Origin of the sequence: Eubacterium sp. AF19-12LB, from assembly GCF_003479125.1 — a bacterium.
Lineage (GTDB): Bacteria > Bacillota > Clostridia > Lachnospirales > Lachnospiraceae > Eubacterium_U > Eubacterium_U album.
Genome location: NZ_QUGP01000005.1, coordinates 45,180 through 71,256, shown reverse-complemented (window position 1 = coordinate 71,256; position 26,077 = coordinate 45,180). Strand labels below are relative to the sequence as shown.

Genomic DNA, 26,077 nt, shown 5'->3' with positions numbered 1-26,077 from the left:
TATAAAATAAATTAAGACAAAAAATTTCGGAGGGATTAGTTTAGTCCTCCGAAAATTTTGCAATGAAATTATGAATTTTTTTATTTCTGCATATGATTGCATAAATAAAAGAAGTAAGAGGTATTATTATTAAGCAACCAATACATGATAATAATAAAGAAAAGATTTCCTGAAAAAATGAAGAAGAATTAATAATGGTATTAGTTGAATATACATAAGTACGGTAATAAATAAACAACATAAGAGATTCACCAAGGAAAACAAATGATAAAGTGTTTACTGTTGTTCCTAATATATCTTTCCCAATAACAGCTCCTTCATAAATGAGCTTTCTTTTAGAATAGTCTGGATTATGAATAAATATTTCGTGTAAAGATGAGGATATAGCCATACTTGTGTCAATAACTGCACCTAATTGGCCCCACACAAAAGCAACCATTAAAATATTTACCATTTTAAATTCAACTGCGCTTCCTAAAAAGAAAACCTCTTCTTCCTGCATTTCAATCTCATTAAATCCACCAATATGTCCTTTAATACTGAAAATATAAATAATCACGCATGAAAAAATGCAGACCATTAAAACAGAAATCAGGCTGCTAACAGTTTTAATGTTCAATCCATTCTGAAATTTTATTGTAACAAGGCAAAATACCAAAGAACTTACAATTATAATCAAATAAGGTGAAACTCCAATTAAGAGGAGAAAAATACTAATTGCTCCAATAAAAACATTGCAAACTAAAGTTATAAATGATTTTGCACCTCTTTCGCCACCTAATACAAGCATTAGAACAAACAAAATGAAAAATAATATATAAACTATTCGCATTTTCTAAATCCTTTCTTAAATAGTAAAACAGCAATAATTCCTGAAATTGGAAGAGAAATAACAATCCCTATAGAACCAATTAAAAATCTTACAATATCAAAAATATAATCAATAGTAAAAACGGATATCAGATTGTATCCATTACTCAATTTTAAAATAATAATAGGTAAAGAACTGCTTAAGTAAGCAAAAAATAATACATTAATCATTGTTCCCATTACATCATAAATAATTTCATATATTGAATTTACAAGTTTACTGTAGGAAACAGATGGACTTGTGGCAACAATTTCACTTACAGCAGTATTAATGGTAATTGCATTGTCCATAACCGCACCTAAAAGACCAAGCAATGAACTTAAAAAGAATATATCTTTTAGAGGCAGTGATGCAACTTCGTATTGTTGCATGTCGTAAGGCAAATCGCCATTTGCATAAATTGTTACATAGTATAAAGCGGCAATGATTAATACAGAGACTAAAGTTGAAATAATTGCTCCTAAAGTCTTTAGATGAAAACCGCTTACCAGAATAAGAGTAACAACTGTGAAAAGAATTATTTCACATATCCACACGGGAAAATTGACTGAGTCTTCTGTAATAAAATTCATACAATATATAAAAGAGCAGATATTAATAATAACTGAAATTATAGTTAAAAATCCTAAACGTCCTGAGGTAAAGATAAGTAAAAGCATAACCATTCCAATAAGTAAAAATAGAAATGAATCACGTTTTGGAGAAATATTTGTTGCAGTTAAATTATCGTTACTTTTTTTTATGGAAGCAAATAATTTATCACCCTTATTATATTTTACAGAGGTAATTTCTGATTCAGAGTATGAATTATCAAATGAGACAGTATGACCTTTGTATTTACCATTTAAAATTTTTGCCTTAATGTTTTGCACAAATGTATTTTCTGTTTTATCGGTCGGACTTGTATTAACACCTGCATTTGATGTGGAAATATCAGTAATATTTATTATTGTCCTTTTGTAAAAAGATTCATTATTAAAAATAAATAATGTCATTATAAGAAAGCAACCGATTAAAAGACAGAATTTAAATATAAGTTTTTTATTGCTTTTTAAAAGTGCTTTAAAGTTCATAATAACTCCTGTTTTTTGTAATTATTCAGCCATGAAGATAAGAATAAATCATTGTTGATATATGAAAATTTTTTAGCACATATTCTGAATAATTATTATATTTTATTTAATCTATTCTAACAAAATAATATAGATTTTTAAAAGTAATTTGTCAAATGAAATTGTTATCTAAATTGTTATCTAAATTGTTAGCATTATGAAATTGTTATCTAAATTGTTAGCATAAATTTTTTATTAGTATAAATTTTTTATTAGTATAAATTTTATTTGTATTATTAGTGTGAAAATTTGGTGGCAAAAATTTTTTGTTGTTAATGTAAATTTTGGTGACAAAAATTTTATTCGTTTATAATATTTTAGATATGTGATAGTATATTATTGCTTAAATTAAGAAAGATAAATATACGTGAGGTAATGTATGATAGATAAATTGTTAGATATAGATGGTAATATTCTTCTTTGGATTCAGGATAATATAAGAAATGATATTTTGACTCCAATTGTTAAATTTATAACTTCACTTGGAAATGCAGGAATGATTTGGATTGCAATAACATTAATTTTGCTAATTTTTAAAAAAACAAGAAAATTAGGTGGAATATGTGCATTATCTCTTATATCATCACTTGTAATTAATAACTTTATTTTGAAAAATCTTGTGGCAAGAGTAAGACCTTATGATCAGATTTCTGCATTAAATTTGATAATTGAAAAGCAAAAAGATTGGTCATTTCCATCAGGTCATACTGGAAGTTCATTTGCATGTGCATGGGCAATATTTAGAAATGCTCCAAAGAAATTTGGGGTACCGACATTAATCCTTGCAATATTAATTGCACTTTCACGATTATATGTCGGAGTTCATTTTCCGAGTGATGTTTTAGCAGGAGTTGTCACAGGAATATTGTCAAGTTATGTAGGTCAGTTTGTATTTGAAAAAATAAGCGAAAAAATTAAAACTGATAAACAGTAGGTAATCTATATGCTTTTAAATTAAAAAGAAAGACTTTAAAAAGTATATATAAGAAAAAATATAAGTAAAAAGCAATATAAAAAATTATGCATACAAAGAACATAATAAAAGGTGTATTTGCCATTTATGTAATAGTAATCTGTTACTGATTATTTTAATGGCTAATACACCTTTTATTTGCTATTTAACCTCCAAAATAAGAGAAGTGCATATAATCTTTACGCTCGCCCCAGAATCCTCGGCTAAATCCATATTTTTCAAGAATTTTTACCAAATTACATTTCAAAGGTATTGAGTATTTATTTTTCTTTGGCTTCCAGAAAGAACCGGCAAGAATTTGTTTCCCCTGGACCATATAGTTTTCGTTTGAATTGATGTCAAAGGCAAGGCCTAAGCAATGCTCAGAAGTTGATGAATTTCCGCGCCAATTATAACAACCGATATCATGTATTGGGAATCTTTCCTTGCTTTTATAAATTTCTTTAAACATTTTATCTACAGAAGGAGCAACACCTTTATGAACATAGAGATAAAAAGTTCTCGTATATTTTTTACCATGCCTGTTTATATCCCAAACTTTAGCTTTTACTAATTTCATATTTTTCCAAGCTTGTTTGCTGTTTTTGTATTTATAAATATTTTTATTACCAAATATACGTTTATGTCTGCTTGTGTAATCTTCATCTTTGTATGTGTAGTAATCACAGTATTTTGTATATGTCTCAGGTTCAATACTTTCTAATTTTTTACCTTTTACATTTACATATCCAAATACTTTGTAATAATAAGCAACTCCATTTGTAAGTTTTTTCTGTGTATAAGAAGTGGTTGAGTTACTTTTTATTGTTTTTAATTTTTTGTAACCTGAGTCATAGGATGTTGAGTAATAAATAATATATCCGTCAGCATTATTTAAATTTTTCCAGGTAATTGTATTTGTACCAGGTTTATTAGATGCAGATTTTTTAATTTTAGTTGCATCGATTCTTACGATATCTGATAAAGCAGAAGAAATTGTACCTGAATATTTTTGGCCATTAAATAACACATAAGGGCATACTTTATAATAATAAGTTTGTCCTACAGTCAGATTACAGTCCGTATATGATAATGCTGAATTTTCATAGAAAGAATCATAATATGACAAATTATTATTTGTGGCTGAAGAATTTATATAATCACAAATTAAAGTAAAATCAGAATCCGGATTAGTGCTTCTATAGATATAATAACCTGAAGCATCTGATACAGGATACCAGTTTACTGTCATTGATTTTCCACTTGAAGCTGTAACAGATTGAAGTGCGACCTGATTAAGAGGTATGAGTATCTGATTAGAAACAACTTCATCACTACATATTTCGCCAAAATAATAGTCGTAAGTATAAGCTACGATTTTATAATAATAAGGAACACATTTTGAAATATTGTAATCAGTGTATGATGTGCTGTATCGTGACAATGTAGTTAATAATTCATAAGCCCCATTTTCTGAAGTGGCTCTGTAAATATAAAATCCATTAACATAATAGTTGTCATAGTTCCACGTAAGTGTAACAGATGAAGAGTAAGAATCAGATGAAACAGTTGCGGTAAAATCTGTAGGGGCATTAGGTTTTGTAACAGTTGTTTCTGTCTCTTTCTCGTCAAATGCAAATGCATCTACATGAAAAAATGCTCCTAGTGAAAGAGCAAATATAATAGTCATAACAAGACTAAACTTTTTCATAATAAAAATCCTCCTTTATTTACAAATTCATAGTGTGCTAATAAACATATTCTTGAAAGAATACCTGCGCTATTTGTTACTTTCCGGATTAGACATAATTATATATATCAAACACGTCATTTTTTCTTTTTTTCTGCGCCGTTTATGGTACCTAAAAAAGTAAAACTCGCCTAAAGGCTCAAACATTACTTTTTCAGGTACACTATGCTCGCAAAAATAGAAAAAATTTCCTATCGTTTGATACATATAATTATGTCTAATCTGAGATACAAACAAATATCTGTGGTATTAAACAAAAATTGCTTTTGTTTTGAACTGACAAAAATAAATGTTGTTTCCAGACAAAATAGTAACATATATATAATATGACATGTTTCTATAAAAATCTACTTTTATTAATTAGAATATTCAGCAAAAAATTTTGAACTAAAAATTTTGATTCCCCCAATATATATAATTAAATCCACTCTAGTAAAGATAAAAAAATAAACAGTATATAACAGTTGACAGAACAGTTTGTGCTGTTATATACTGTTTATATAAGGAGGGAGTTATATGAATCTTATAATTAATAATTCCTCGCAGACACCTATCTATGAACAAATTGTTGATCAGGTTAAGGAACAGATAATAAGAGGAAATCTTAAGGAAGGTAATGCACTGCCTTCGGTAAGGGCAATGGCGAAAGAACTTAGAATTAGTGCTTTAACAGTAAAGAAGGCATATGATGCATTAGAGCAGGAAGGTTATGTTGTAACAGTTCATGGAAAAGGCAGCTATATTTCTAATATTGGTAGCAATATTAAGTTAGAGGAACTTAGAAGAGAAGTGGAAAAAGATTTTGAAACTGCCATTAGAAAGGGAAAGAGAAGTGGAATGACTGATGATGAGATAAAAGAATTGTTAGAACTTATTTTGGAGGATATGTAATATGATTGAGATTAGTAATATAAAGAAAAACTATCAGAACTTTAGGCTTGAATGTTCGTTAAATATTGCGCCGGGTAGAATAACAGGAATCATTGGAGCTAATGGAGCGGGAAAGAGTACTTTGTTTAAGGCGATTCTTGGTTTAATTAATCTGGATGAAGGACAAATAAAGATTTTTGGAAAAGACAGCAGAAAGTTAGATGTACACGACAAAGAAAAATTAGGAGTTGTGCTTGCAGAGAGTGGATTTAGTGAATATTTAAAAGTTAAGGCACTGGTTCCCATATTAAAAAATATGTATCCGGATTTTGATAAAGATATGTTTTTGAATAAATGTAACAATTTTAACATTCCACTTAATAAGATGATTAAAGATTTATCTACGGGAACAAAGGCGAAATTAAAAGTAATAGTAGCTATAAGTCACAATGCTGAAATATTGATTCTTGATGAGCCAACAGCAGGATTAGATGTTATAACAAGAAATGAAGTTTTAGATATTATTAGAACATATATGGAAGAGGAAATGCGAACTGTAATCATAAGTTCTCATATATCAAGTGATTTAGAAAATTTATGTGATGATATTTACATGATTAATGATGGTAAAATAATTTTGCACGAAGATATGTATAAACTTTTAGATTTGTATGGAGTTATAAAGGCAAATGAAGAACAGTATGAAAATTTAAAATCAGATACAAATTATAAAAATATAATTCTTTGCTGCGAAAAGGAAAAATATGGATATAAATGTATAACTAACGACAGAAAATATATAGTTGATAATTATCCGGAAATAGTTATAGAAAAAGGCAATATAGATGAATTAATTATGGTTTTAGTGAAAGGTGAGAAGATATGAAAGGTTTAATAATAAAAGATTTTCAATTACTTTTTAGTAATAAAAGGATTTTGTATATAGTATTTGCTATAGCACTATTCAGTGCGATGATGGGAGATGGAATAACACTTACATATATTTCATCTTTTGTTGCAGTAATGTTACAGGTTAGTGCATTGGCTACGATTTCATATGATAATTATCAGCATGGAAACACTTTTTTAATGACATTACCGTTAAGAAGAAAAGATTATGTGATAGAAAAATATATTTTTTGCAGCATTATTGCATTTGTTGGAATAATTTTTTCTTTAATCCTGGGTTTATTAGTTAAGATGAGAACAAATAATATGAAAATAGAAATAGCTGTCGGAATAGTTATTGCATTAGTATTTTTAATTTATTCGTTTATAGCAATTCCTCTGGAATTAAAGTTTGGAAATGAAGTAGGAAGGACAATACCATTTATTATAGGAGCGGTAATATTTTTAATTGCACAGATTTTAATACAGGTTAATGATAGTTTATTTGATTCAATTATGAATTGGTTAAATAAATTAGAAAATATAAGTGATATAACAGCTTTAATGATTGCGATTGCAGCATTTGTGATTGCATTAACAATAACGATTCCAATTAGTATAAAAATCATTAATAAGAAAGAATTTTAAAAAAATATAAAATCAAACGGTTGAAATTTATTTTATTAAGTGATACTATACTAAAAGATTAGATTAATAAAGGCTGTGAAGGAGAGGAGTAACTTTCGGAGAGTTTATAGAGAGAAGATGGTAGCTGGAAATCTTCAATGAACCGTTAGTGAAGCAGTTCCGGAGCTTTGAACCCAACGGCATTATTGCTTAGTAGGCTTCAACGGGTTCTCCCGTTACAGAGAGATGATGTGGATGTGCATCAGCAGAGTGCAGAATAATAAGTTCTGAATATTAGGTGGTAACACGGAGTAATTCGCCCTAAACGTTTAACAACGTTTAGGGCTTTTTTTATGCATGACAAATTCATATTTATGAAAGTCCGTTTTAAAAGAAAACGAAATTTTGATTATCAGGAGGTAAATGAAATGAGAACATTTGAGAAATCATCAAAATTAGATTGTGTATGTTATGATATTAGAGGACCAATTATGGACGAAGCCCAGAGAATGAGTGAACAGGGAATTGATATTTTAAAATTAAATATTGGAAATCCTGCACCATTTGGATTTAAGGCACCAAAAGAAATAGAAGAAGCAATTGGAAATAATGCTGCAATTACAGAGGGATATTCAGATTCAAAGGGACTTGTATCAGCAAGGGAAGCAATCCTTAAATATTGTCAAAGTAAGAATATGCCTAATGTAACAATTGATGATATTTATACGGGAAATGGTGTAAGCGAATTGATTACAATGTCAATGAATGGATTATTAAATTATGGAGATGAAGTTTTAGTGCCAATGCCTGATTATCCATTGTGGACTGCATCAGTTACTTTAGCAGGTGGTAAAGCAGTTCATTACAGATGTGATGACAAGCAAAACTGGTATCCTGACATTAAAGACATGGAAAGTAAAATCACTCCGAAGACAAAGGCAATTGTTGTTATAAATCCAAATAATCCAACAGGTGCATTATATCCGACAGAAATATTAGAGCAGATAGTTGATTTGGCAAGAAAACATGAATTAATATTATTTGCTGATGAAATATATGATAGACTTGTTATGGATGGAAAAGAGCATATAGCTCTTTCGTCATTGGCACCTGATTTATTAACTGTAAGTTTTAACGGATTATCCAAATCACATTTAATAGCAGGTTACAGATGTGGATGGATGGTCCTTTGTGGAGAAAAGAAACATGCAAAAGGCTACATAGAAGGAATTAAATTACTTTCAGCTATGCGTTTATGTTCAAATGTTCCTGCACAGTCATTAATTCCGGTAGCACTTGATAATTTGGAAAGCACAAAAGAATTACTTGTTCCGGGTGGAAGAATTTATGAACAGAGAGAAGTGATTTATAATGCTTTAAATGAAATAGATGGGCTTTCAGTAGTAAAACCTACAGCAGCATTTTATATGTTCCCTAAGCTTGATATTAAGAAATTTGGTATTATAGATGATGAAAAATTTGTTCTTGATTTCCTCAAGGAAAAACATATTTTATTTACTCATGGTGGAGGATTCCATTGGGATCAACCGGATCATTTTAGAGTTGTATTTTTACCTGAAGTGTCTGTTTTATCGACAGCAGCAGACAGACTCAATGACTTCTTAAGCACATATCATCAGAATTAAAGTATTATAATGAATTAATTTGAATATCGTGGTAAAATGAGACTAGGAATGTTCTTTGACTTGAAAGAAACTTTCCTAGTCTTAAATATGCAGTAAAAAAGTCTGCATAAAAAGAAATATATAACGGAGGTTGCTAAAATGAGTAATTTTAAAGAGATTACACCGGAAGAATATAAAGGAAACGTATTTAATGATATAGGAAAAAAATGGATGCTTATAACAGCTGCTAAGGATGGAAAAGTTAATACAATGACTGCTTCATGGGGCAATATGGGAGTTATGTGGGGAAAAGATATTGTATCAGTGTTTATAAGACAGACAAGATTTACAAAAGAGTTTGTTGATAATGCAGACTGCTTTTCAATTTCATTCCTTGACCATGAAAAGTATGCAAAGGAACTTGGTTATTTAGGAACAGTATCAGGAAGAGATGAAGATAAAATAAATAAAGCAAATCTTCATGTAGAATTTAGCGGAGATGTTCCTTATATAGAAGAAGCAGATGATGTTATGATTTGTAAAAAGATGTTTAGACAGACTATGGAACCGGACGCTTTTATTGATAAAGAAGCATTAGAAAAATGGTATAGCGATAAGAATTATCATGACATGTATATGGCATCAATAGAACATATATTAGAAAAAAAATAATAAATGCAGGGTATTTTGTACCACATGCAAAAGAAAGGATAAGTATTGAAAGTAGGGCATATTAGAGATTATTTCATCCGTGGAATACTAAAAACTGACACATTTCAGAAAGTGCATGAAAATATAATGCCAATGAATGAATTAATGGCATATTATAGATGTGCTATTATGGAGGTAGAAACTAAGTTTAAAGTACTGAATGAAGAATTTTCACTTCAGTATGACAGAAATCCAATTGAAACTATTAAATCAAGATTAAAATCAGCAGATGGTATTGTTGAAAAATTGAACAAAAAGAATTTACCATTTACTGTTGAGGCAATAGAAGAATATATTAAAGATGTAGCAGGTGTAAGAGTTATCTGTTCATTTGAAGAAGATATATATCTTTTAGCAGACTGTTTATTAAAGCAGGATGATATAGTTTTATTAGAGATGAAAGATTATTTCAAAAATCCTAAGGAAAATGGATATAGAAGTTTACATTTAATTGTAGAAGTACCGATTTTCCTAAAAGAGGGAAAGAAGTATATGAAGGTCGAAGTTCAGCTTAGAACTATCGCAATGGATTTTTGGGCTACGCTTGAACACAAACTAAGATATAAAAAGAACATAAAACCGGAAATACTAGAAGAATTATCACAGGAATTATATGACTGTGCAGAAATGACAGCAAAGCTGGATGCTAAGATGTCATTGATTAAGAACAGACTTTCACAGGAAAACGGAGAAGAAATCAGATGAAAAAACTAATATCATGGAATGTAAACGGATTAAGAGCCTGTCTTGGAAAGAATTTTATGGAATTTTTTGATTATGTAGATGCAGATATATTTTGTTTACAGGAAACAAAGATTCAGGAAGGACAGGTAGACTGGAATAAAGAAGGATATTATGCATATTGGAATTATGCAGAAAAGAAAGGATATTCAGGAACAGCAATCTTTTCAAAAGAAAAGCCTTTAAACGTTACTTATGGCATAGGCATTGAAGAACATGATAAAGAAGGAAGAGTAATTACATTAGAATTTGATAATTACTATATGGTTACAGTGTATACTCCAAATTCTCAAAATGGTCTTGCACGACTTGAATATCGTATGAAATGGGAAGATGATTTTAGAAATTATCTATTAAATTTAAAGAAAAATAAGCCTGTTATAGTAACAGGAGATATGAATGTTGCACATAAAGAGATAGACCTTAAAAATCCTAAAACAAACAGAAAGAATGCAGGATTTACTGATGAAGAAAGACAGAAAATGACGGAACTTTTAGAGGTAGGATTTATAGATACATTCAGATATTTTTATCCTGATACAGAAGGAATATATTCATGGTGGTCATATAGGTTTAAGGCAAGAGAAAAGAATGCAGGATGGCGTATAGATTATTTCCTTGTATCTGATGATTTAAAAGATAAATTAATTGATGCACATATTCATACTGAAATAATGGGCTCAGATCATTGCCCTGTTGAGTTGACAGTAGAATTATAAAAGAAATAGGTTGTGATTCAGTTAATACAATTGGTGATTGAGGTTGAGTTAACAGTAGAGTAATAAAATAAAGGTTACAGATTATCATATATAGTGATTAGTCTGTAACCTTTTTATAATAAGTTTAATTAAACATTTCTTCTTGTAAATGCATCATGTGCAATAAACAGGAATAAGAAAATGTGTATTGCAATAACGCTAACTGAAAAAATAGGCGTCATACCAAAGAATGTAAATGAATTTTCAACAATGTTTGAGAATGACATATTTGCAAATATCGTGTAACGTACAAAGTCTAATGATAACATTTGTGCAATTGAAACAGCCATATCTGAACCTAAGTAAATCATGATTGGAATTGCAATTGCTATAGCTGAATTTCTAAATAAAGCTGATAACATAAATGCTATGATGGCAGTAATCATTATTGTTCCAAATGACATAAAGAAATTGAAAAGGATAAATAATAATCCTGAATGTACAACAAGGCTTCCGTCTTTTAATAGTAATAGAGGAGTTGATAATTCTCCTGTACCAAATACAATAATAGTAAGTAGAAAAGACAATATATATGACAATAATGTTAAAACAAATCCATATGTTAAAAATGTAATAAATTTGCTCCAAAAGATTTTATATCTTTTCACAGGTGTTATAAGTAAAAATTTAATTGTTCCATTAGAAAATTCAGATGAAACAGTGGTTCCGGCTAAAATAATCAAAATAAGAGCAATAATAATTGTAGCATTAATACATCTTTTTAGAGATAAAAATGCATTGCCTGTGTATATATATGGTTCATATGATGACATCTGAGGATCAGGGTTTTTATAAATAACTGAGTCAATATCATTTTCTAACTGATATTTTGCTATCAGATAATTTGATTCAGTAGTATTAAATTCTGTTTCATCATATGAAGCTCCACTTTTTTTTGTCGAAAGTAAATCAGAATAGCTTATATCATATTGTGAAAAATTAGATATAAGACTGTATTTCTGAGTGTTTGAATCAGGGTCAATATCATTTTTTAAATAGTTTTCATAAGTATCCTTTAACAATTTAGCACCGTCTTTTGTATGACCATCAGTATTTATTGAATCGACAGTTAACTGGATATAACTTTTCCAATCTTTATCTTTAAGTGAAGAAACAATTGTATCACATAAATTTTGATAATGTTCACGGTCTTCTTTTGAGTTGACTAAATCAGATGAACCCTCTTTATCAAATGAATTAATTGAACTTAAATATGAATAGTAATCGCTTAAAGCATTTGATTCCCAACGTGAATTGTCATATATATCATGCATTGTATAATCAAGAGATTTAGCAAGCTTTAATTCTTCTATATACGCATCGTCTCTATATTCATCAGTTTCAGTAGTTGCATATTGTAATTCCTGCTCAATAGAAGAGTAATAAATATCATCGTTATTATCACAGGAAAATTTTGTAAAAACTGAAATGCCAATTATAAATAATACAATGGCTGCAAGAAAGAAATAAGTGCTTTTTTTATGAAATAATTTTGAATATTCGTTTTTGATTAAATTAAGCAATTTGGTTACCTCCTTTTACGTTAGTTATTTCCATAAATGCATCTTCAAGTTTCTGGTTTTCAATAGGAATAATAGCGTATATGCTGATTTTGTTTTCAACAAGTAAATCTGTAATTGTAGAAACAATGTCTTTAGCTGAATTCCTGTTAATCTTTAATTCAAATGTAGTATCGCTTGTTATTGAATTTATAATATCAGGGTTATATTCTGTAATGGCGGTAATAGCAGAATTACTGTCTGATACTTCAAAATTGTAAGTTACATCCTTACCAGATACATCGTGAAGCATATTTTCCATCGTATCAACACTTAAAATATTTCCATTTGACAAAATAGCTACTCTGTCGCACATTAATTCCATTTCGCTCATAAGATGACTTGATACTAAAACGCAAACATCTTCTTTGTGAGCCATATTTGTTAAAATATCACGTAACTGTTTAATTCCTGCGGGGTCAAGACCATTGGTAGGCTCATCTAAAATTAACACTTTAGGATTATGCAATAATGTAATAGCAAGTCCTAAACGCTGTCTCATACCTAGAGAATATTTGCCTACTTTTTCGTTTATACGATTTGATAAACCGACAAGCTCTATTACTTCGTTAACTCTTTCCATAGTCACTGACTTGTGTAAACGTGCATATTGTAAAATATTTTGCTTACCGGTCATATATTTATAAAATTCAGGATTTTCAACGATAGCTCCGATATTTTCCATGGCAGCTTCAAAGTCATGCTCAAGACTTTTTCCGTTGATTAAAATTTCACCATCATCTATATTGAGTAAACCTGTAATCATTTTAATTAAAGTTGTTTTACCGGCTCCGTTTGGACCAAGAAGACCGAATACTTCACCTGTTTTTGTTTCAAATGATACTTTGTTTAAAACAGTTCTGGAACCAAATTTTTTTTCTATATTCTTAATTTCCAATGCTGTACTCATGTTAATCCTCCTTATCGTCAAGTTTTGTGCAGTTTGAGTCTGTAACATAACTGTCCCAGGTACTTATTTTCCATTTGCCTGATTCATAAGTGTAGTAAATAGTACCTTCGCAAGTGCAGTTTACTTTATAATAATCATTAGTTGAGGCGTTGTTGGAATCTTGTGAATCTTCAGAACCATCATCGTAATAATCATTATTGTAATCGCTAAGTGTACAAATAGTACCCGGTGTAAATACTGTAGATGTTTCTTTTCCAACGATATCTACTGTGTATTTTATATTTGCACTGGCAATTTTAGGACCGGCTTTTGAAATCTTAACTGACTGAACTGAACCTGATGCATCTTTTATATCAAATAAAGAATTGTCAGCGTCAAGAGTGGAATCTAAAGTTGCTTTCATGCCTGAGATAGTAGAACCACTTGATGAATAATGTTTATCTGTCCAATAATTATTTAATATGTCTGTAATAAGTTCGCGATGTTTATTTAAATCAACTGATTCAGAGTTTGTTTTTAAAACATCGTTTATATAATTTTCAGTTGTTTGTCTAATAGTATCTTTTTGAGTTGAGAATGTTATGTAATCGACAGAAACATAGATTACAAGAATAACAAGACAAATAGCAGACAATATAATTCCACGATTTGTCTTCTTTAAAAATTTCTTCATAAAAAATAACCTCCAATTTGTTTTGTGAATTTATTATATCAAACTAAAAAATGTTTTTCATTTATAAAAAATTAAAATTGTCTTAAGATATGAGCATCAAAGTCAGGGAATATGACTTCGTCATTTATAAGTAACATATAATAACAAATAATAAAAAATAATAAAAAATGATAGCGAATAATAAAATGTGTTTGAAAAAACATAAAAGTAATGTAAAATTAACTATATGAATGATAGGAAAGATTAAAAATATAGTTGGAAAAAGAAATTGTTTTATATATACTATTCCAACCAATATCAGTTAATCAAAGGTAGGAAACAATACATATTAAAAGGAGGAAAGTGAATGATAAATTTTGCAACGATAGGAACAAATTTTGTAGTTGATTGGTTTTTAGAGGCGGTAGAACAATGTGATAACTTATGCTATGTGGCAACATATTCAAGAGATAAGGAAAAAGGAGAAGCATTTAGCAAAAAGCATAATGGGAAAATGGTGTTTACGGATTTGAATAAGCTTGCTAAATGTGATGAAATTCATGCAGTATATATTGCAAGCCCTAATAGCTTACATTATGAACAGGCTAAACTTTTGATTGAAAATGGAAAACATGTAATGATTGAAAAGACAATTACAAGCAATCAAAAAGAATTAGAAGAATTAATAAATTTGGCAATAAAGCATAATGTAGTAATAATGGAAGCAATGAGAAATGTAATTGACCCGGGATTTTTTGCTATAAAAGAAGCAATAGAACTTGTTAAGCCTGTTAGAAGAGTAAGCTTTCAATATTGTCAATATTCATCAAGATACGATAAATATAAGCAGGGAATATTTGAAAATGCATTTCGTAAGGAATTTTCAAATGGAGCATTAACGGATATAGGTGTATATTGTGTGCATCCGCTTGTAAAATTATTTGGTATGCCACAGGAAATAATGGCAATGGCACAAATATTACCTGATAGTATTGATGGACAGGGAACAATAATTGCAAAATATCCTGAAATGTTGGCAGAAGTATTGTATTCAAAGATAACAAATTCAAAGATACCTAGTCAGATTCAGGGAGAAAAAGGAGCAATTATTATTGAGGACATACCTAACCCGAGAAAAGTAAAAGTTATTTTTAATGATAATACGGAAAAGATAATTAAAGTGCCTGAATGTGAAAATAATCTTGTATTTGAAGCAAAAGAGTGGGCACGACTTATTGAAATTGGAAAATTTACAGACGAACATATTAAATATTCACATATGTGTGTTAAAGTTATGGATGAAGCAAGAAGGCAACAGGGGGTTGTATTTCCAGCAGATTAGGGAAGAGGAGAAGTATGCAAAAAAGAACTTGTTGATAGTATGGCGAGTTCAAATTCAAATGATACACCACAGGAATTTGTTGTAATTAGAATGAAATAGTTATATTTAAATTTTAAATCAGAACCACGTCTTTTAGGCGTGGTTCTGATTGTTTAACTTGCTAATTATATATACAAAAGAATAATTGTGCAAAATTATCTATCTCTTTTCTACAAATTGAAAGTTTTACTCAGCATCAGGTGCCTGACCATCGTGTGCTATCCACTTACATTCTGTTATTTCCATATTTGTAAATGTTGCTTTAAATGAAGAATCTTCAGGACTACATGCATAAATTCCAAACTGGATTTCATCAGTTGCTTTATACATATGACAGATTCGCATCTGCTTATAATTAATGCCATCTTCTGAGCATTCAATGCAGTAATCGTCTTCACGTCTACTGAATCTATACCACATAGATTTAATTCCAGCATCAATTTCAGTTGTAGCCCAATCTGAATATCCTTTATTCGTTACAACGCTTCCAAGATGCTGAAACTTTTCATTTTCATATTCAATAGAACCTTTCAACCAGTTTTCACTATCGAGATACATAACAACACCACACTGGTCAAAGCGTACCTTAGTTTCAAATTCTGTCTTTACAATAAAAGAAAACATCTTTTTGGAAGTCTTAATCTGAAGAACGGGAGCATTATCATTTCTAAAATGGTAGTAAGTACGCTGCCATAAATCTGTATGTGGATTTGTTATTACTTCAATTTTATCTTCAGAGATAGTAAAATCTTTAGGTTTTCTTGTCCATTTCCATTGGTTATTATCTATTTTCATTTTAATCTTCCTTTCGTGGATAAAATCCGATTTGTTAAATTCATATCCACATTATACCATAAAAATAACAGCACTGTATATTAATATTGTAACATACAGTGCCGTTATTTTTATTATTTACATAAGGAGTCATTCCGTCTTCGTTTAGCCTCTCCTTATGAAAACTAGTGGACTAGACGGGAGTTGAACCCGTGTCCAAAAGCCTCTCCATTGTACTTCTTCTATCATAGTCAGTTATTTAACATTCCCTTAAACAAACCGGAACTAACACCGTTTTGCTCTTGGTAGCTTCATAAAATCACTGAAAGCGCAAAGCTTAGCAATCAGAGTTTCCTGCTAAAGTCGATGCCAATATCAGGGCCGCAGGCAACCTTGTATTGACAGCTGCCATTAATTAGGCAGCGTAAGCTAAATTATCTTCAGCGTTTAATTTTAATTGTATGATTTAACGCATCATCTACGGATAGCTTCTCCAACTTCAAAACCCCTGTCGAAACCAGTACTAGCCCTTACTGGGGGTAGGTAAAAGTCTACCTTGGTCTTATATTTTAAATCATATTTTAAATATAGTCAATTGGAAATATTGGCTATTTTTGCTTTGGTGTATATAAGTTAGAATACCAATATAAAACACCAATTCCAACACCACCAATGATATTACCGATAGTTACAGGCAATAAATTTTTAACGATGAAGTTCCACCAACTAAGACCTGTTACATCTAATCCGTAATTTCCATACATCTGATTAATGAATAAACCACCACTTATATAACTCATATTTGCAACGCTATGTTCAAAAGCACAAATAACGAAAACGATAATAGGGAAGAATAAACATATAATTTTGCTTGCAGCAGATTCGGCCATAAATGTCATAAATACTGCAACACATACTAAAATATTACAAAAAATACCTTTAATAATGGCATCAGTAAATGAAATATTGCATTTAGATACAGCAGTACTTAAAAGATTTGTTGCTAATTGTCCATTAAATAAAGTATAAACATGACCGTATGTGCATAAAAATGTAAATACAACACTTCCTATAAAACTTCCGATATAAACAACAACCCAGTTCTTAAGCATTTTCGCTACAGAAAGTTTTTTCTCAAGAACAGAAATAATCATAAGGTTGTTACCTGTAAATAACTCACTTCCGTTTAAAACTACCATTGCTAAACCGGCAGGGAAGATACATGCATTTATCAATCTTGCTATAGCTGTATTTTCTAAAGAACATGATGCAGTGGCAGCACCGGTTCCGGCTATGGAAATAAAGAATCCGGCTATAATTCCTAATACCAACATTTTTAATGTAGGTAAATTACCTTTGACAACACCTACTTTTGAATAACGTTCAGTTGCTTCTCTTGTACTAATCATTTTTGTTACCTCTATTTTTATTTTTCTTTTTTGTCCCCTCAAATATATAAAAAACCAAAGATATTTTTACCATATATTAACGTGAATGTAAAGGTTGTAAACATAGAAGAAACACAATAAATGACAACAAATTATATAAAGCAACAAAATTGTTATTAAAAATTAATAAAATTTACGACAAAAATAATATTTTCTTTTTAAACAAATTATTGTATTATAGGCGTATCGTAAATAAGTATGCCTATTTAATAGGTAAGAAATAAAAATAATAGTTACGCTGTAGCAGGAGGGATTATGAGAAGATTAGCATTATTAATGATTTTTAGCATTGTAGCTACTATGACTTTTGGATGTGGAAAAACGGAAGGAGAAGAAAAGAGTACAAAAGAGGAAGTAACTACAATTCAGGAAACAGAAGAGCCATTGGAAACAAAAGATGACAAGGTTGATTTGCTAGAATACATAGATGAATTAAAAAGAGTAGCTTATTATTTTAATATGAAAGAATCTGATAGTGAAAAAGGAAATGTAGAGCAACATTGGAAAGGAAATGGCATCGAAATAAATGTAATTAAAGGTTCAAGTCAGAAACTTCATGACTATAACTATCCTGATTTTCAAATTATTGTAACTGATAATGATGAAATTTCAGTGCTTGGATACTCTTTAGGGGATGAGATTAATTATTACATGGATCCTGTAGTTGAAAAAATGGGATGGGATGTTAATTATGATGGAAGACTTGATGAAAAAAGAAGTGTTGTATTTACTAAAGTTGCAGATGACAGAATACTCTATGTTTCATTTACATCAGATGACAAAGATATTACACAAATGGAAATATATACAGATTATAAAGAAGTAGTAAATGAAGTAGTACAGGATAAACAGAAAGAACTATATGAAAAATACGAAAAAACTTTGTATAAATTGCAAAGCAAAGACCCAAATCAAAATGTTGAGTTCGCAAAAATAGGAAATAATTATTATCCATGTATGCTTGTGTGGAGTAAGGAAAGCCGCGAAATGAAACTTTATTATTTGAATAAAAAAGGTAAAATTGCCCATACTAAAGCATTTCAGTCTATGACATATAATCAGGATGGAACAGTTACGCTTGTTAATAATATAATTGGGAATACACAAATTGTTGTATGCCAATACAAGGATGAAAAGTTGAAAGTTATTTCAAGACTTGTAACTGACAACTCAGGAAATACAAAAAAATATCTAATAAACGATAATGAAGTAACAGAGAAAGAATATAATAAAGTCGTAAACTCATATAAGAGAGATAACGACAGATATAGAACATATTCTTATAATGGAGCTGAATACAGTGGATATGAAGACGTTTCGCATGCACTTTCAGCATTAGAAACAAAAATTCAGCAAATTGAGCAGGCAGAAGCAGAAAAATAACTATATTTCATAAAATCATCACATATTTTGTGTTATATTTTACATTATAGAAGTTGAAATGTTATTTCTATATGAAATATTAGTGCTGCGGAGGTACACATAAATGGATGAATTAAAGATTTTAGTTGTAGATGATGAATCAAGAATGAGAAAACTTGTTAAGGATTTCCTTGTAAAGAAACAATATAAGGTATTAGAAGCAGGAGACGGCGAAGAAGCAATTGAGGTATTCTTTGGAAACAAAGACATTTCATTGATAATTCTTGACGTTATGATGCCTAAAATGGACGGTTGGGAAGTATGTAAGGAAATAAGAAAATTTTCAAAAGTCCCAATCATAATGCTTACAGCAAAAAGTGAGGAAAATGATGAACTTAAAGGATTTGAACTTGGAGTTGATGAATACATATCAAAACCTTTCAGTCCTAAAATATTAGTTGCAAGAGTTGATGCAATTTTACGACGTGCTAATAAAATTGGCGCTGATATGACAATAGAAGCAGGAGATATTAAGATAGATAAGGCTGCTCATATTGTTAATGTTAAAGATAAGGAAATTGAACTAAGCTTTAAAGAATTTGAATTGTTGACATATTTTATTGAAAATAAAGGAATTGCTCTTTCAAGAGAAAATATTTTAAATAATGTATGGAATTATGATTACTTTGGAGATGCCAGAACAATAGATACACATGTCAAGAAACTTAGAAGTAAATTAGGTGACTGTGGTGATTACATAAAGACTGTTTGGGGTATGGGATATAAATTTGAGGTAAACTAATGAAACATTCAATTAAGTATAAACTGCCAATATTAATCATTGTAATTATGACAGTAGCTATTGCGCTTGCATCAACATTTGGAACAGCTTTTATTGAAAAATATTATATTTCACATAAAAAAGACGTTATTGTTGATGTATATAATAAGATGGCTCAAGTTGTAAAAGAAGATAAGGATTTATCTGAAAGCGACAACGTACAGGCGCTAAATGATGAGTGTGAAAATGCCGGCGTAACAATAATTATGATAGACAGTTCCGGAAACACAATATATGAATATGGTGCAGGAAAGACATTACAAAGACGTTGGCAGGAAATGATATATGGTGCGGCATTTGGAGCCGAAAGAGAAAGAACTATTATAGAAAAGAATGACAATTATACGATGCAAAGAGCCAGAGATTTATTGTCTGATCAGGAATATTATGAATTGTTTGGGACATTAGATTCAGGCTATTATTTTGTAATCAGGGTATCAGTCCAAAATATGAGGGAGACTCTTAATATTACAAATAAATTCTATTTGATTCTTCTTATATCTATGACTGTTGTAATGACTATTATGATGATTATAGTAACGAGAAGATATACGGACCCGATACTTGAACTTGCAACAATTTCAACAAGAATGTCAAATTTGGATTTTGATGCTAAATATACAGGAAAACATAAAGATGAAATAGGCGTTCTTGGAAATAGTATGAATGAGTTGTCAGCTAAATTGGAAGGGACAATCCTTGAACTTAAAAAGGCAAATATAGAATTGCAAAAAGATATCGAGCAAAAGATTGAAATTGATGAGATGAGAAAAGATTTTATTTCAAATGTATCTCATGAATTAAAAACACCGATTGCTCTTATTCAGGGATATGCAGAAGGTTTAAAGGATAATATTAATGACGACCCTGAAAGTATGGAATTTTATTGTGATGTAATTATTGATGAGTCAGATAAAATGAACAAAATGGTTAAAAAACTGCTGGCACTTACACAGATTGAATTTGGAAATAAACAGGTAAATATCGAAAGATTTAATCTTGTTGATGTCATGGAAGGCATTATTAAATCCGTTCAGTTAAGAGCGGAGCAGGAGAATGTTAAAATAATATTTGAAAATAAAGAACCTGTATATGTTTGGGCAGATGAATTTCAAATTGAGGAAGTAATTACAAACTATGTAAGTAACGCATTTAACCATATTGACGGAAAAAGAATAATTGAGATGAAAATTGTAGAAAAAGATGGTATAGTAAGAATGTCAGTCTTCAATACCGGTAAACAGATTCCTGAAAATGAATTGGAAAATGTTTGGATTAAATTCTATAAAGTAGATAAGGCAAGAACCAGAGAATATGGTGGAAATGGCATTGGACTTTCTATTGTTAAGGCGATTGCTGACAGTATGAATAAAAAATGCGGAGTATTTAATCATGAGGATGGTGTTGAATTCTGGTTTGAATTAGATGGAAAAGCTTCAGAGGAAGGACTGGAATATGATAGCAATAATTGACTATGATGCAGGAAATATTAGAAGTGTTGAGAAGGCGTTTCAATTTCTGGGAGAAGAAACGATACTAACACGAGACAAGGATGTAATCTTAGGTGCAGACAAAGTTGTACTTCCGGGCGTAGGCTCATTTGGTGACGCTATGGAAAAGCTTAATAAGTATGATTTAGTTGATACTGTGAAGGAAGTTGTGTCACGAAACATACCATTTCTTGGAATATGTTTAGGCTTACAGTTATTATTTGAAGAAAGTGATGAAACACCGGGAGTAAAGGGACTTGGAATTCTACCGGGCAAGATTATAAAGATACCTGAAGGTGAAAGTTTGAAAGTTCCACATATTGGATGGAATTCGTTAGATTTTCATAATAATGGAAGATTATTTAAAGGAATAAATGAGAAAGCATATGTTTATTTTGTTCACTCTTATTATTTGAAAGCAGATGACGAAAACATCGTAACAGCAACTACTGAGTATGGTGTACATATACATGCGTCCGTTGAGAAAGAAAATGTATTTGCATGTCAGTTCCATCCGGAAAAGAGTGGAGATATAGGACTGAAAATATTGAAAAATTTTGCAGAGATAAATTAAATTTTTTCGAGTAGGAAAATTCCTACTCGATTTTGTCGTATTTTATATTAGGAGGAAAATATGCACACAAAGAGAATTATACCTTGTTTGGATGTTAATAATAACCGAGTTGTAAAAGGAGTAAATTTTGTAAATTTGCGTGATGCAGGCGACCCTGTAGAGGTAGCAAAGGCATACAATAAGGCGGGAGCAGATGAATTGGTGTTCCTTGATATTACAGCATCATCTGACAATAGAAATACAGTTGTAGATATGGTAAGAAGAGTAGCTGAGCAGGTTTTTATACCATTTACGGTTGGAGGCGGAATCAGAACAGTAGATGATTTCAAAACGTTACTTAGAGAGGGAGCCGATAAGATATCAATAAACTCATCGGCTATTATGAATCCAAGACTTATAAGTGATGCCGCAGATAAATTTGGAAGCCAGTGTGTAGTTGTTGCTATAGATGCAAAAAGAAGAGCACACGGCTCGGGCTGGAATATTTACAAAAATGGTGGAAGAGTAGATGTTGGAATAGACGCTGTGGAATGGGCGCGTAAAGTAGATAAATTAGGAGCAGGAGAAATACTTCTTACAAGTATGGACTGCGATGGAGTTAAGAGGGGATATGATGTAGAACTTACAAGAATCATATCTGAAAATGTGTCAATACCTGTAATTGCATCAGGTGGAGCAGGTAAAAAAGAACATTTTTATGATGCATTGACAGAAGGAAAAGCTGATGCAGCATTGGCAGCATCATTATTTCACTACAAAGAATTAGAAATAAATGACCTGAAACATTATCTTAAGGAAAAAGGTGTTCAGGTTAGAATATAATTGGAAAAACGAATTAAGATTCAGTATATAGAATTTTCCAGACAATAGCCTTAATTTAAAGTTAAGGCAATATAGATTATTATATAGAGCGAGAGATTAAAATGAAATATTATTTTATAATCAATCCTGAAAGTGGCAGATTTGCCAATGATAAAGAAGGATTTATTGAAAGAATAGATAAGGCATGCAGGCTTAGAGATATAAAATATGAAATTCATTACACTGATGGGTTTGGTAAAGCAAGAAAAGTGGCAGAAAGCATTCCTAATGATGAAGAAAGCATTGTGTTTTCAGTAGGTGGAGATGGAAATTTAAATGAAATAATAAATGGTGTTGTTAAGAAGCATATGACGGTAGGTGTTATACCGGCAGGAAGCGGAAATGATTTTTACAGAACATTGTCTGCACTTGGAAAAGGCGAACACAGATGTGACTTAGGAATTATCAATGACAAGTATTTTATAAATATTGCATGCATAGGCTTAGATGCTGATATAGCAAATAACATAAGTGTAATAAGACAGAAGAAGTGGATACCTGTTGGACAAAGATACACATGCAGCATTATTTATTCGTATTTTAAATATAAATTTAAAGAATTGACTACAATATTTGGCGAACAGTCAAAAAAAGGTGAGTATACAATAGTTACTGTATGTAATGGACAGTATTATGGTGGAGGACATAGAATTGCTCCACATGCGTTAATAGACGACGGATATTTTGAAATATATATGGTTGATAAAATGCCTAAAATATTAATACCGGGACTTTTATTAAAATTAAAAAACGGAAGACATGAAAAGTCAAAGAGAGTGGTAAGATACACAGACAAAGGATTAAAAATTCAGTCAGATATTCCTGTAACATGTAATGTTGACGGAGAAATGCTAACAGATACTGAATTTAAAATCAGAATCGAGAAAAGTGCAATAAAAGTTTATAATGATCCGCAGTTCGTAGAAGAAATAGTTGGTAACAATATTTGACAGAGGTTAAATAAATGGGAATGATAACAAATGATTGGTTAGAAGCAATACAGCCTGAATTTTCTAAACCATACTACAAAGAATTATATAGTTTTGTTAAAGATGAATACAGTAAAACAATAGTATATCCTCCGGCAGAAGATATATTTAATGCATTTCATTTTACACCACTTAAGGATGTAAAAGTATTGCTGCTTGGGCAGGACCCATATCATAATGTAAATCAGGCGCATGGATTAAGCTTTTCAGTATTGCCGGGAAATGACATACCACCATCGCTTCAAAATATTTATAAAGAATTGCATGATGATTTGGGATGTTATATACCAAATAACGGATATTTGAAAAAATGGGCAGATCAGGGAGTGTTATTGCTTAACACAGTATTAACAGTTAGAGCTCATCAGGCAAATTCACATCAGGGACATGGCTGGGAGCAATTTACGGATGCGGTTATAGAAGCCGTAAATGCACAGGACAGGCCAATAGTAATATTTTTGTGGGGTTCGCCTGCACAAAAGAAAGCTAAGATGTTAACTAATCCAAAACATCTTGTATTAAAATGTCCACATCCAAGTCCACTTTCAGCATATAGAGGATTTTTCGGATGCAAGCATTTTAGCAAAGCAAATGAATTCTTAAAGGCAAATGGAATAGAACCAATAGACTGGCAAATAGAAAATATTTAATTTACCTAAGATGAAAGGAAAAATATGAGCATATTAAATGTAGAACATTTAACACATGGTTTTGGCGATAGAGCAATTTTTGATGATGTATCATTTAGATTATTAAAAGGTGAACATATAGGACTTGTTGGAGCGAATGGTGAAGGTAAGTCAACGTTTATGAATATAATAACAGGTAAATTGCAACCTGACGAAGGCAGAGTTGAATGGGCTAAAAATGTCAGAGTAGGATATTTAGACCAGCATATCGTTTTAGAAAAAGGAATGACAATAGAGGATGTTTTAAAATCGGCATTTGACTTCCTGTTTGAAATGGAAGAAAACATGAATGACATTTGCAATAAAATGGGTGATGCGGATGAGAAGCAACTTGAAATATATATGGATGAACTTGCCGTTATTCAGGATATGCTTACAATGCATGATTTTTATCTGATAGATTCAAAGGTAGAAGAAATAGCAAGGGCATTTGGATTAACAGATTTAGGACTTGATAAAGATGTAAATGATTTAAGTGGTGGTCAGAGAACAAAGGTATTGCTTGCAAAACTATTGTTAGAAAAGCCTGACATTTTATTGCTTGATGAACCGACAAACTATTTGGATGCCGAACATATTGAATGGTTAAAGAGATATTTACAGGATTATGAGAATGCTTTTATTTTAATATCACATGATATACCGTTTTTAAATAGTGTTATTAATTTGATTTATAATATGGAAAATCAAAAACTGGACAGATATGTAGGCGATTACGATAAGTTTAAAGAAGTACACGCCGTAAAACAGGCACAACTTGAGGCTGCATATAACAGACAGCAAAAAGAAATTGCTGATTTAAAGGATTTTGTGGCAAGAAATAAAGCTAGAGTTTCAACAAGAAACATGGCAATGTCAAGGCAGAAAAAACTTGATAATATGGATTTAATTGAACTTGCAGGAGAAAAACCAAAACCGGAATTTAGATTTAAGGAAGCAAGGACGTCCGGCAAATTTATAATAGACACAATGAATCTGGTAATCGGATATGATAAGCCATTATCTGTGCCACTTAATTTGTCTATGGAAAGAGGAAAGAAAATTGCAGTAATAGGAACAAATGGTATTGGAAAAACAACTCTTTTAAGAAGTATTTTAGGAGAAATTAAACCTATAGATGGAAAAGTTGAATTGGGAGATTATCTGCAAATAGGCTATTTTGAACAGGAAATAAAGGAAGAAAACCGTTCTACATGCCTTGAGGAAATCTGGGATGAATTCCCTTCATTTAACCAATATGAAGTAAGAAGCGCGTTGGCTAAATGTGGACTTACTACAAATCATATTGAAAGTCAGATAAGAGTGTTAAGCGGAGGAGAGCAGGCAAAAGTCCGTCTTTGCAAATTAATTAACAGAGAAACAAATCTTTTGGTTCTTGACGAACCTACAAATCATTTGGATGTAGATGCTAAGGCAGAATTAAAAAGAGCGCTTACAGAATACAAGGGAAGCATACTTATGGTATGTCATGAACCTGATTTTTATGAGGATTGGGTAACAGATGTGTGGGATGTAAGCCAGTGGAGTCTGTTAGATTAAGATATAAGACATATAATAAATTAGATAGAATATCACAAAACAAGGCATAGGTTCATTTCGAACCTATGCCTTGTTTTGTGTAATGTACCAAATGGTATATGTT

The 26,077-nt window shown here is 30.7% G+C and carries 25 protein-coding genes, 1 other RNA gene and 1 other annotated feature; of the genes, 17 read left to right on the top strand and 9 right to left on the bottom strand.

The window, feature by feature from the left end:
• Positions 1-40: 40 nt before the first annotated feature.
• Both DWX29_RS06365 and DWX29_RS06360 read right to left on the bottom strand, forming a co-directional pair.
• Complete coding sequence (locus DWX29_RS06365; RefSeq protein ID WP_022089793.1) at positions 41-832, bottom strand: YibE/F family protein; 792 nt, start codon at positions 830-832, stop codon at positions 41-43.
• A complete protein-coding gene (locus DWX29_RS06360; protein WP_158574511.1) occupies positions 823-1,866 on the bottom strand; it encodes a YibE/F family protein in 1,044 nt (347 codons plus the stop codon). The genes DWX29_RS06365 and DWX29_RS06360 overlap by 10 nt, the downstream gene beginning before the upstream one ends.
• 496 nt (positions 1,867-2,362) lie before the next feature.
• Here DWX29_RS06360 and DWX29_RS06355 point away from each other — a divergent pair, with 496 nt between their 5' ends.
• On the top strand, positions 2,363-2,917 hold the full coding sequence (locus DWX29_RS06355; RefSeq protein WP_022089795.1) for a phosphatase PAP2 family protein: 555 nt from the start codon (positions 2,363-2,365) through the stop codon (positions 2,915-2,917).
• 184 nt (positions 2,918-3,101) lie between these two features.
• On the opposite strand, the gene DWX29_RS06350 is transcribed toward DWX29_RS06355, so the two are convergent.
• Positions 3,102-4,646 (bottom strand): M15 family metallopeptidase, encoded by a 1,545-nt coding sequence (locus DWX29_RS06350; protein WP_117909585.1) that lies wholly within the window; start codon positions 4,644-4,646, stop codon positions 3,102-3,104.
• Between the two features lie 555 nt (positions 4,647-5,201).
• Between DWX29_RS06350 and DWX29_RS06345 the strand changes: the two genes are divergently transcribed.
• From DWX29_RS06345 to DWX29_RS06315, 7 genes are all read left to right on the top strand, one after another.
• On the top strand, positions 5,202-5,576 hold the full coding sequence (locus tag DWX29_RS06345) for a GntR family transcriptional regulator (protein WP_022089797.1): 375 nt from the start codon (positions 5,202-5,204) through the stop codon (positions 5,574-5,576).
• Position 5,577: 1 nt separating this feature from the next.
• Positions 5,578-6,441 (top strand): ABC transporter ATP-binding protein, encoded by an 864-nt coding sequence (locus tag DWX29_RS06340; protein WP_022089798.1) that lies wholly within the window; start codon positions 5,578-5,580, stop codon positions 6,439-6,441.
• Positions 6,438-7,091 carry an ABC-2 transporter permease gene (locus DWX29_RS06335; RefSeq protein ID WP_117909581.1) on the top strand — a complete coding sequence of 218 codons (654 nt, stop codon included), beginning with the start codon at positions 6,438-6,440 and terminating at the stop codon, positions 7,089-7,091. The genes DWX29_RS06340 and DWX29_RS06335 overlap by 4 nt, the downstream gene beginning before the upstream one ends.
• 66 nt (positions 7,092-7,157) lie before the next feature.
• Positions 7,158-7,397: a binding site (T-box leader), on the top strand.
• A gap of 101 nt (positions 7,398-7,498) precedes the next feature.
• Positions 7,499-8,716, top strand: coding sequence for an aminotransferase class I/II-fold pyridoxal phosphate-dependent enzyme (locus tag DWX29_RS06330; RefSeq protein ID WP_117909579.1), 1,218 nt, complete (start codon positions 7,499-7,501; stop codon positions 8,714-8,716).
• Positions 8,717-8,854: 138 nt separating this feature from the next.
• A complete protein-coding gene (locus tag DWX29_RS06325) occupies positions 8,855-9,367 on the top strand; it encodes a flavin reductase (RefSeq protein WP_117909577.1) in 513 nt (170 codons plus the stop codon).
• Positions 9,368-9,412: 45 nt separating this feature from the next.
• Positions 9,413-10,111, top strand: a complete 699-nt coding sequence (locus DWX29_RS06320) for a GTP pyrophosphokinase family protein (protein ID WP_022089802.1) — start codon at positions 9,413-9,415, stop codon at positions 10,109-10,111.
• Positions 10,108-10,866 (top strand): exodeoxyribonuclease III, encoded by a 759-nt coding sequence (locus DWX29_RS06315; RefSeq protein ID WP_117909575.1) that lies wholly within the window; start codon positions 10,108-10,110, stop codon positions 10,864-10,866. Before DWX29_RS06320 ends, DWX29_RS06315 begins: the two co-directional genes overlap by 4 nt.
• A 128-nt stretch (positions 10,867-10,994) precedes the next feature.
• Here the strand turns inward: DWX29_RS06315 and DWX29_RS06310 are convergent, their stop codons facing one another.
• The 3 genes from DWX29_RS06310 to DWX29_RS06300 are packed head-to-tail and all read right to left on the bottom strand — an operon-like array spanning position 10,995 to position 14,047.
• The gene (locus tag DWX29_RS06310; protein WP_118565428.1) at positions 10,995-12,428 is read right to left on the bottom strand and encodes an ABC transporter permease; all 1,434 of its coding nucleotides are present in this window, start codon (positions 12,426-12,428) and stop codon (positions 10,995-10,997) included.
• On the bottom strand, positions 12,421-13,374 hold the full coding sequence (locus tag DWX29_RS06305; protein WP_117909571.1) for an ABC transporter ATP-binding protein: 954 nt from the start codon (positions 13,372-13,374) through the stop codon (positions 12,421-12,423). The genes DWX29_RS06310 and DWX29_RS06305 overlap by 8 nt, the downstream gene beginning before the upstream one ends.
• Before the next feature lies 1 nt (position 13,375).
• Positions 13,376-14,047 carry a hypothetical protein gene (locus DWX29_RS06300; protein WP_022089806.1) on the bottom strand — a complete coding sequence of 224 codons (672 nt, stop codon included), beginning with the start codon at positions 14,045-14,047 and terminating at the stop codon, positions 13,376-13,378.
• 346 nt (positions 14,048-14,393) lie between these two features.
• On the opposite strand from DWX29_RS06300, the gene DWX29_RS06295 reads away from it, so the two are divergent.
• Positions 14,394-15,368: a Gfo/Idh/MocA family oxidoreductase gene (locus tag DWX29_RS06295; protein WP_117909570.1), complete on the top strand. Its 975-nt coding sequence runs from the start codon at positions 14,394-14,396 to the stop codon at positions 15,366-15,368.
• 225 nt (positions 15,369-15,593) lie between these two features.
• On the opposite strand, the gene DWX29_RS06290 is transcribed toward DWX29_RS06295, so the two are convergent.
• The 3 genes from DWX29_RS06290 to DWX29_RS06280 all read right to left on the bottom strand — a co-directional run bounded on the left by DWX29_RS06290 (position 15,594) and on the right by DWX29_RS06280 (position 17,590).
• Positions 15,594-16,202, bottom strand: a complete 609-nt coding sequence (locus tag DWX29_RS06290; RefSeq protein ID WP_117909568.1) for a DUF1349 domain-containing protein — start codon at positions 16,200-16,202, stop codon at positions 15,594-15,596.
• A gap of 165 nt (positions 16,203-16,367) precedes the next feature.
• Positions 16,368-16,711, bottom strand: a transfer-messenger RNA (tmRNA) gene (gene ssrA / locus DWX29_RS06285).
• A gap of 78 nt (positions 16,712-16,789) precedes the next feature.
• Positions 16,790-17,590: a formate/nitrite transporter family protein gene (locus tag DWX29_RS06280; protein WP_022089809.1), complete on the bottom strand. Its 801-nt coding sequence runs from the start codon at positions 17,588-17,590 to the stop codon at positions 16,790-16,792.
• A gap of 294 nt (positions 17,591-17,884) precedes the next feature.
• On the opposite strand from DWX29_RS06280, the gene DWX29_RS06275 reads away from it, so the two are divergent.
• The 8 genes from DWX29_RS06275 to DWX29_RS06240 all read left to right on the top strand — a co-directional run bounded on the left by DWX29_RS06275 (position 17,885) and on the right by DWX29_RS06240 (position 25,974).
• Entirely contained in the window at positions 17,885-19,012 is a 1,128-nt protein-coding gene (locus DWX29_RS06275) for a hypothetical protein (RefSeq protein ID WP_117909566.1), read from the top strand.
• A gap of 103 nt (positions 19,013-19,115) precedes the next feature.
• Positions 19,116-19,793, top strand: a complete 678-nt coding sequence (locus tag DWX29_RS06270) for a response regulator transcription factor (protein WP_117909564.1) — start codon at positions 19,116-19,118, stop codon at positions 19,791-19,793.
• On the top strand, positions 19,793-21,304 hold the full coding sequence (locus DWX29_RS06265; RefSeq protein ID WP_022089812.1) for a HAMP domain-containing sensor histidine kinase: 1,512 nt from the start codon (positions 19,793-19,795) through the stop codon (positions 21,302-21,304). The genes DWX29_RS06270 and DWX29_RS06265 overlap by 1 nt, the downstream gene beginning before the upstream one ends.
• Complete coding sequence (gene hisH, locus DWX29_RS06260; RefSeq protein ID WP_118565427.1) at positions 21,288-21,896, top strand: imidazole glycerol phosphate synthase subunit HisH; 609 nt, start codon at positions 21,288-21,290, stop codon at positions 21,894-21,896. The genes DWX29_RS06265 and hisH overlap by 17 nt, the downstream gene beginning before the upstream one ends.
• 60 nt (positions 21,897-21,956) lie before the next feature.
• On the top strand, positions 21,957-22,718 hold the full coding sequence (gene hisF, locus DWX29_RS06255) for an imidazole glycerol phosphate synthase subunit HisF (protein ID WP_118565426.1): 762 nt from the start codon (positions 21,957-21,959) through the stop codon (positions 22,716-22,718).
• Between the two features lie 101 nt (positions 22,719-22,819).
• Positions 22,820-23,707, top strand: coding sequence for a YegS/Rv2252/BmrU family lipid kinase (locus tag DWX29_RS06250; protein WP_118565425.1), 888 nt, complete (start codon positions 22,820-22,822; stop codon positions 23,705-23,707).
• Between the two features lie 14 nt (positions 23,708-23,721).
• The gene (locus tag DWX29_RS06245) at positions 23,722-24,396 is read left to right on the top strand and encodes a uracil-DNA glycosylase (protein WP_022089816.1); all 675 of its coding nucleotides are present in this window, start codon (positions 23,722-23,724) and stop codon (positions 24,394-24,396) included.
• A 24-nt stretch (positions 24,397-24,420) separates the two neighbouring features.
• The gene (locus DWX29_RS06240; protein WP_118565424.1) at positions 24,421-25,974 is read left to right on the top strand and encodes an ABC-F family ATP-binding cassette domain-containing protein; all 1,554 of its coding nucleotides are present in this window, start codon (positions 24,421-24,423) and stop codon (positions 25,972-25,974) included.
• Positions 25,975-26,077: the final 103 nt, after the last annotated feature.

Excerpts from the sequence above, each read along its gene's own strand:
- DWX29_RS06365 (WP_022089793.1), bottom strand. The coding sequence starts at position 832 with ATGCGAATAGTTTATATATTATTTTTCATTTTGTTTGTTCTAATGCTT.
- DWX29_RS06360 (WP_158574511.1), bottom strand. The coding sequence starts at position 1,866 with ATGACATTATTTATTTTTAATAATGAATCTTTTTACAAAAGGACAATA.
- DWX29_RS06355 (WP_022089795.1), top strand. The coding sequence starts at position 2,363 with ATGATAGATAAATTGTTAGATATAGATGGTAATATTCTTCTTTGGATT.
- DWX29_RS06350 (WP_117909585.1), bottom strand. The coding sequence starts at position 4,646 with ATGAAAAAGTTTAGTCTTGTTATGACTATTATATTTGCTCTTTCACTA.
- DWX29_RS06345 (WP_022089797.1), top strand. The coding sequence starts at position 5,202 with ATGAATCTTATAATTAATAATTCCTCGCAGACACCTATCTATGAACAA.
- DWX29_RS06340 (WP_022089798.1), top strand. The coding sequence starts at position 5,578 with ATGATTGAGATTAGTAATATAAAGAAAAACTATCAGAACTTTAGGCTT.
- DWX29_RS06335 (WP_117909581.1), top strand. The coding sequence starts at position 6,438 with ATGAAAGGTTTAATAATAAAAGATTTTCAATTACTTTTTAGTAATAAA.
- DWX29_RS06330 (WP_117909579.1), top strand. The coding sequence starts at position 7,499 with ATGAGAACATTTGAGAAATCATCAAAATTAGATTGTGTATGTTATGAT.
- DWX29_RS06325 (WP_117909577.1), top strand. The coding sequence starts at position 8,855 with ATGAGTAATTTTAAAGAGATTACACCGGAAGAATATAAAGGAAACGTA.
- DWX29_RS06315 (WP_117909575.1), top strand. The coding sequence starts at position 10,108 with ATGAAAAAACTAATATCATGGAATGTAAACGGATTAAGAGCCTGTCTT.
- DWX29_RS06305 (WP_117909571.1), bottom strand. The coding sequence starts at position 13,374 with ATGAGTACAGCATTGGAAATTAAGAATATAGAAAAAAAATTTGGTTCC.
- DWX29_RS06300 (WP_022089806.1), bottom strand. The coding sequence starts at position 14,047 with ATGAAGAAATTTTTAAAGAAGACAAATCGTGGAATTATATTGTCTGCT.
- DWX29_RS06295 (WP_117909570.1), top strand. The coding sequence starts at position 14,394 with ATGATAAATTTTGCAACGATAGGAACAAATTTTGTAGTTGATTGGTTT.
- DWX29_RS06290 (WP_117909568.1), bottom strand. The coding sequence starts at position 16,202 with ATGAAAATAGATAATAACCAATGGAAATGGACAAGAAAACCTAAAGAT.
- DWX29_RS06280 (WP_022089809.1), bottom strand. The coding sequence starts at position 17,590 with ATGATTAGTACAAGAGAAGCAACTGAACGTTATTCAAAAGTAGGTGTT.
- DWX29_RS06275 (WP_117909566.1), top strand. The coding sequence starts at position 17,885 with ATGAGAAGATTAGCATTATTAATGATTTTTAGCATTGTAGCTACTATG.
- DWX29_RS06270 (WP_117909564.1), top strand. The coding sequence starts at position 19,116 with ATGGATGAATTAAAGATTTTAGTTGTAGATGATGAATCAAGAATGAGA.
- DWX29_RS06265 (WP_022089812.1), top strand. The coding sequence starts at position 19,793 with ATGAAACATTCAATTAAGTATAAACTGCCAATATTAATCATTGTAATT.
- hisH (WP_118565427.1), top strand. The coding sequence starts at position 21,288 with ATGATAGCAATAATTGACTATGATGCAGGAAATATTAGAAGTGTTGAG.
- hisF (WP_118565426.1), top strand. The coding sequence starts at position 21,957 with ATGCACACAAAGAGAATTATACCTTGTTTGGATGTTAATAATAACCGA.
- DWX29_RS06250 (WP_118565425.1), top strand. The coding sequence starts at position 22,820 with ATGAAATATTATTTTATAATCAATCCTGAAAGTGGCAGATTTGCCAAT.
- DWX29_RS06245 (WP_022089816.1), top strand. The coding sequence starts at position 23,722 with ATGGGAATGATAACAAATGATTGGTTAGAAGCAATACAGCCTGAATTT.
- DWX29_RS06240 (WP_118565424.1), top strand. The coding sequence starts at position 24,421 with ATGAGCATATTAAATGTAGAACATTTAACACATGGTTTTGGCGATAGA.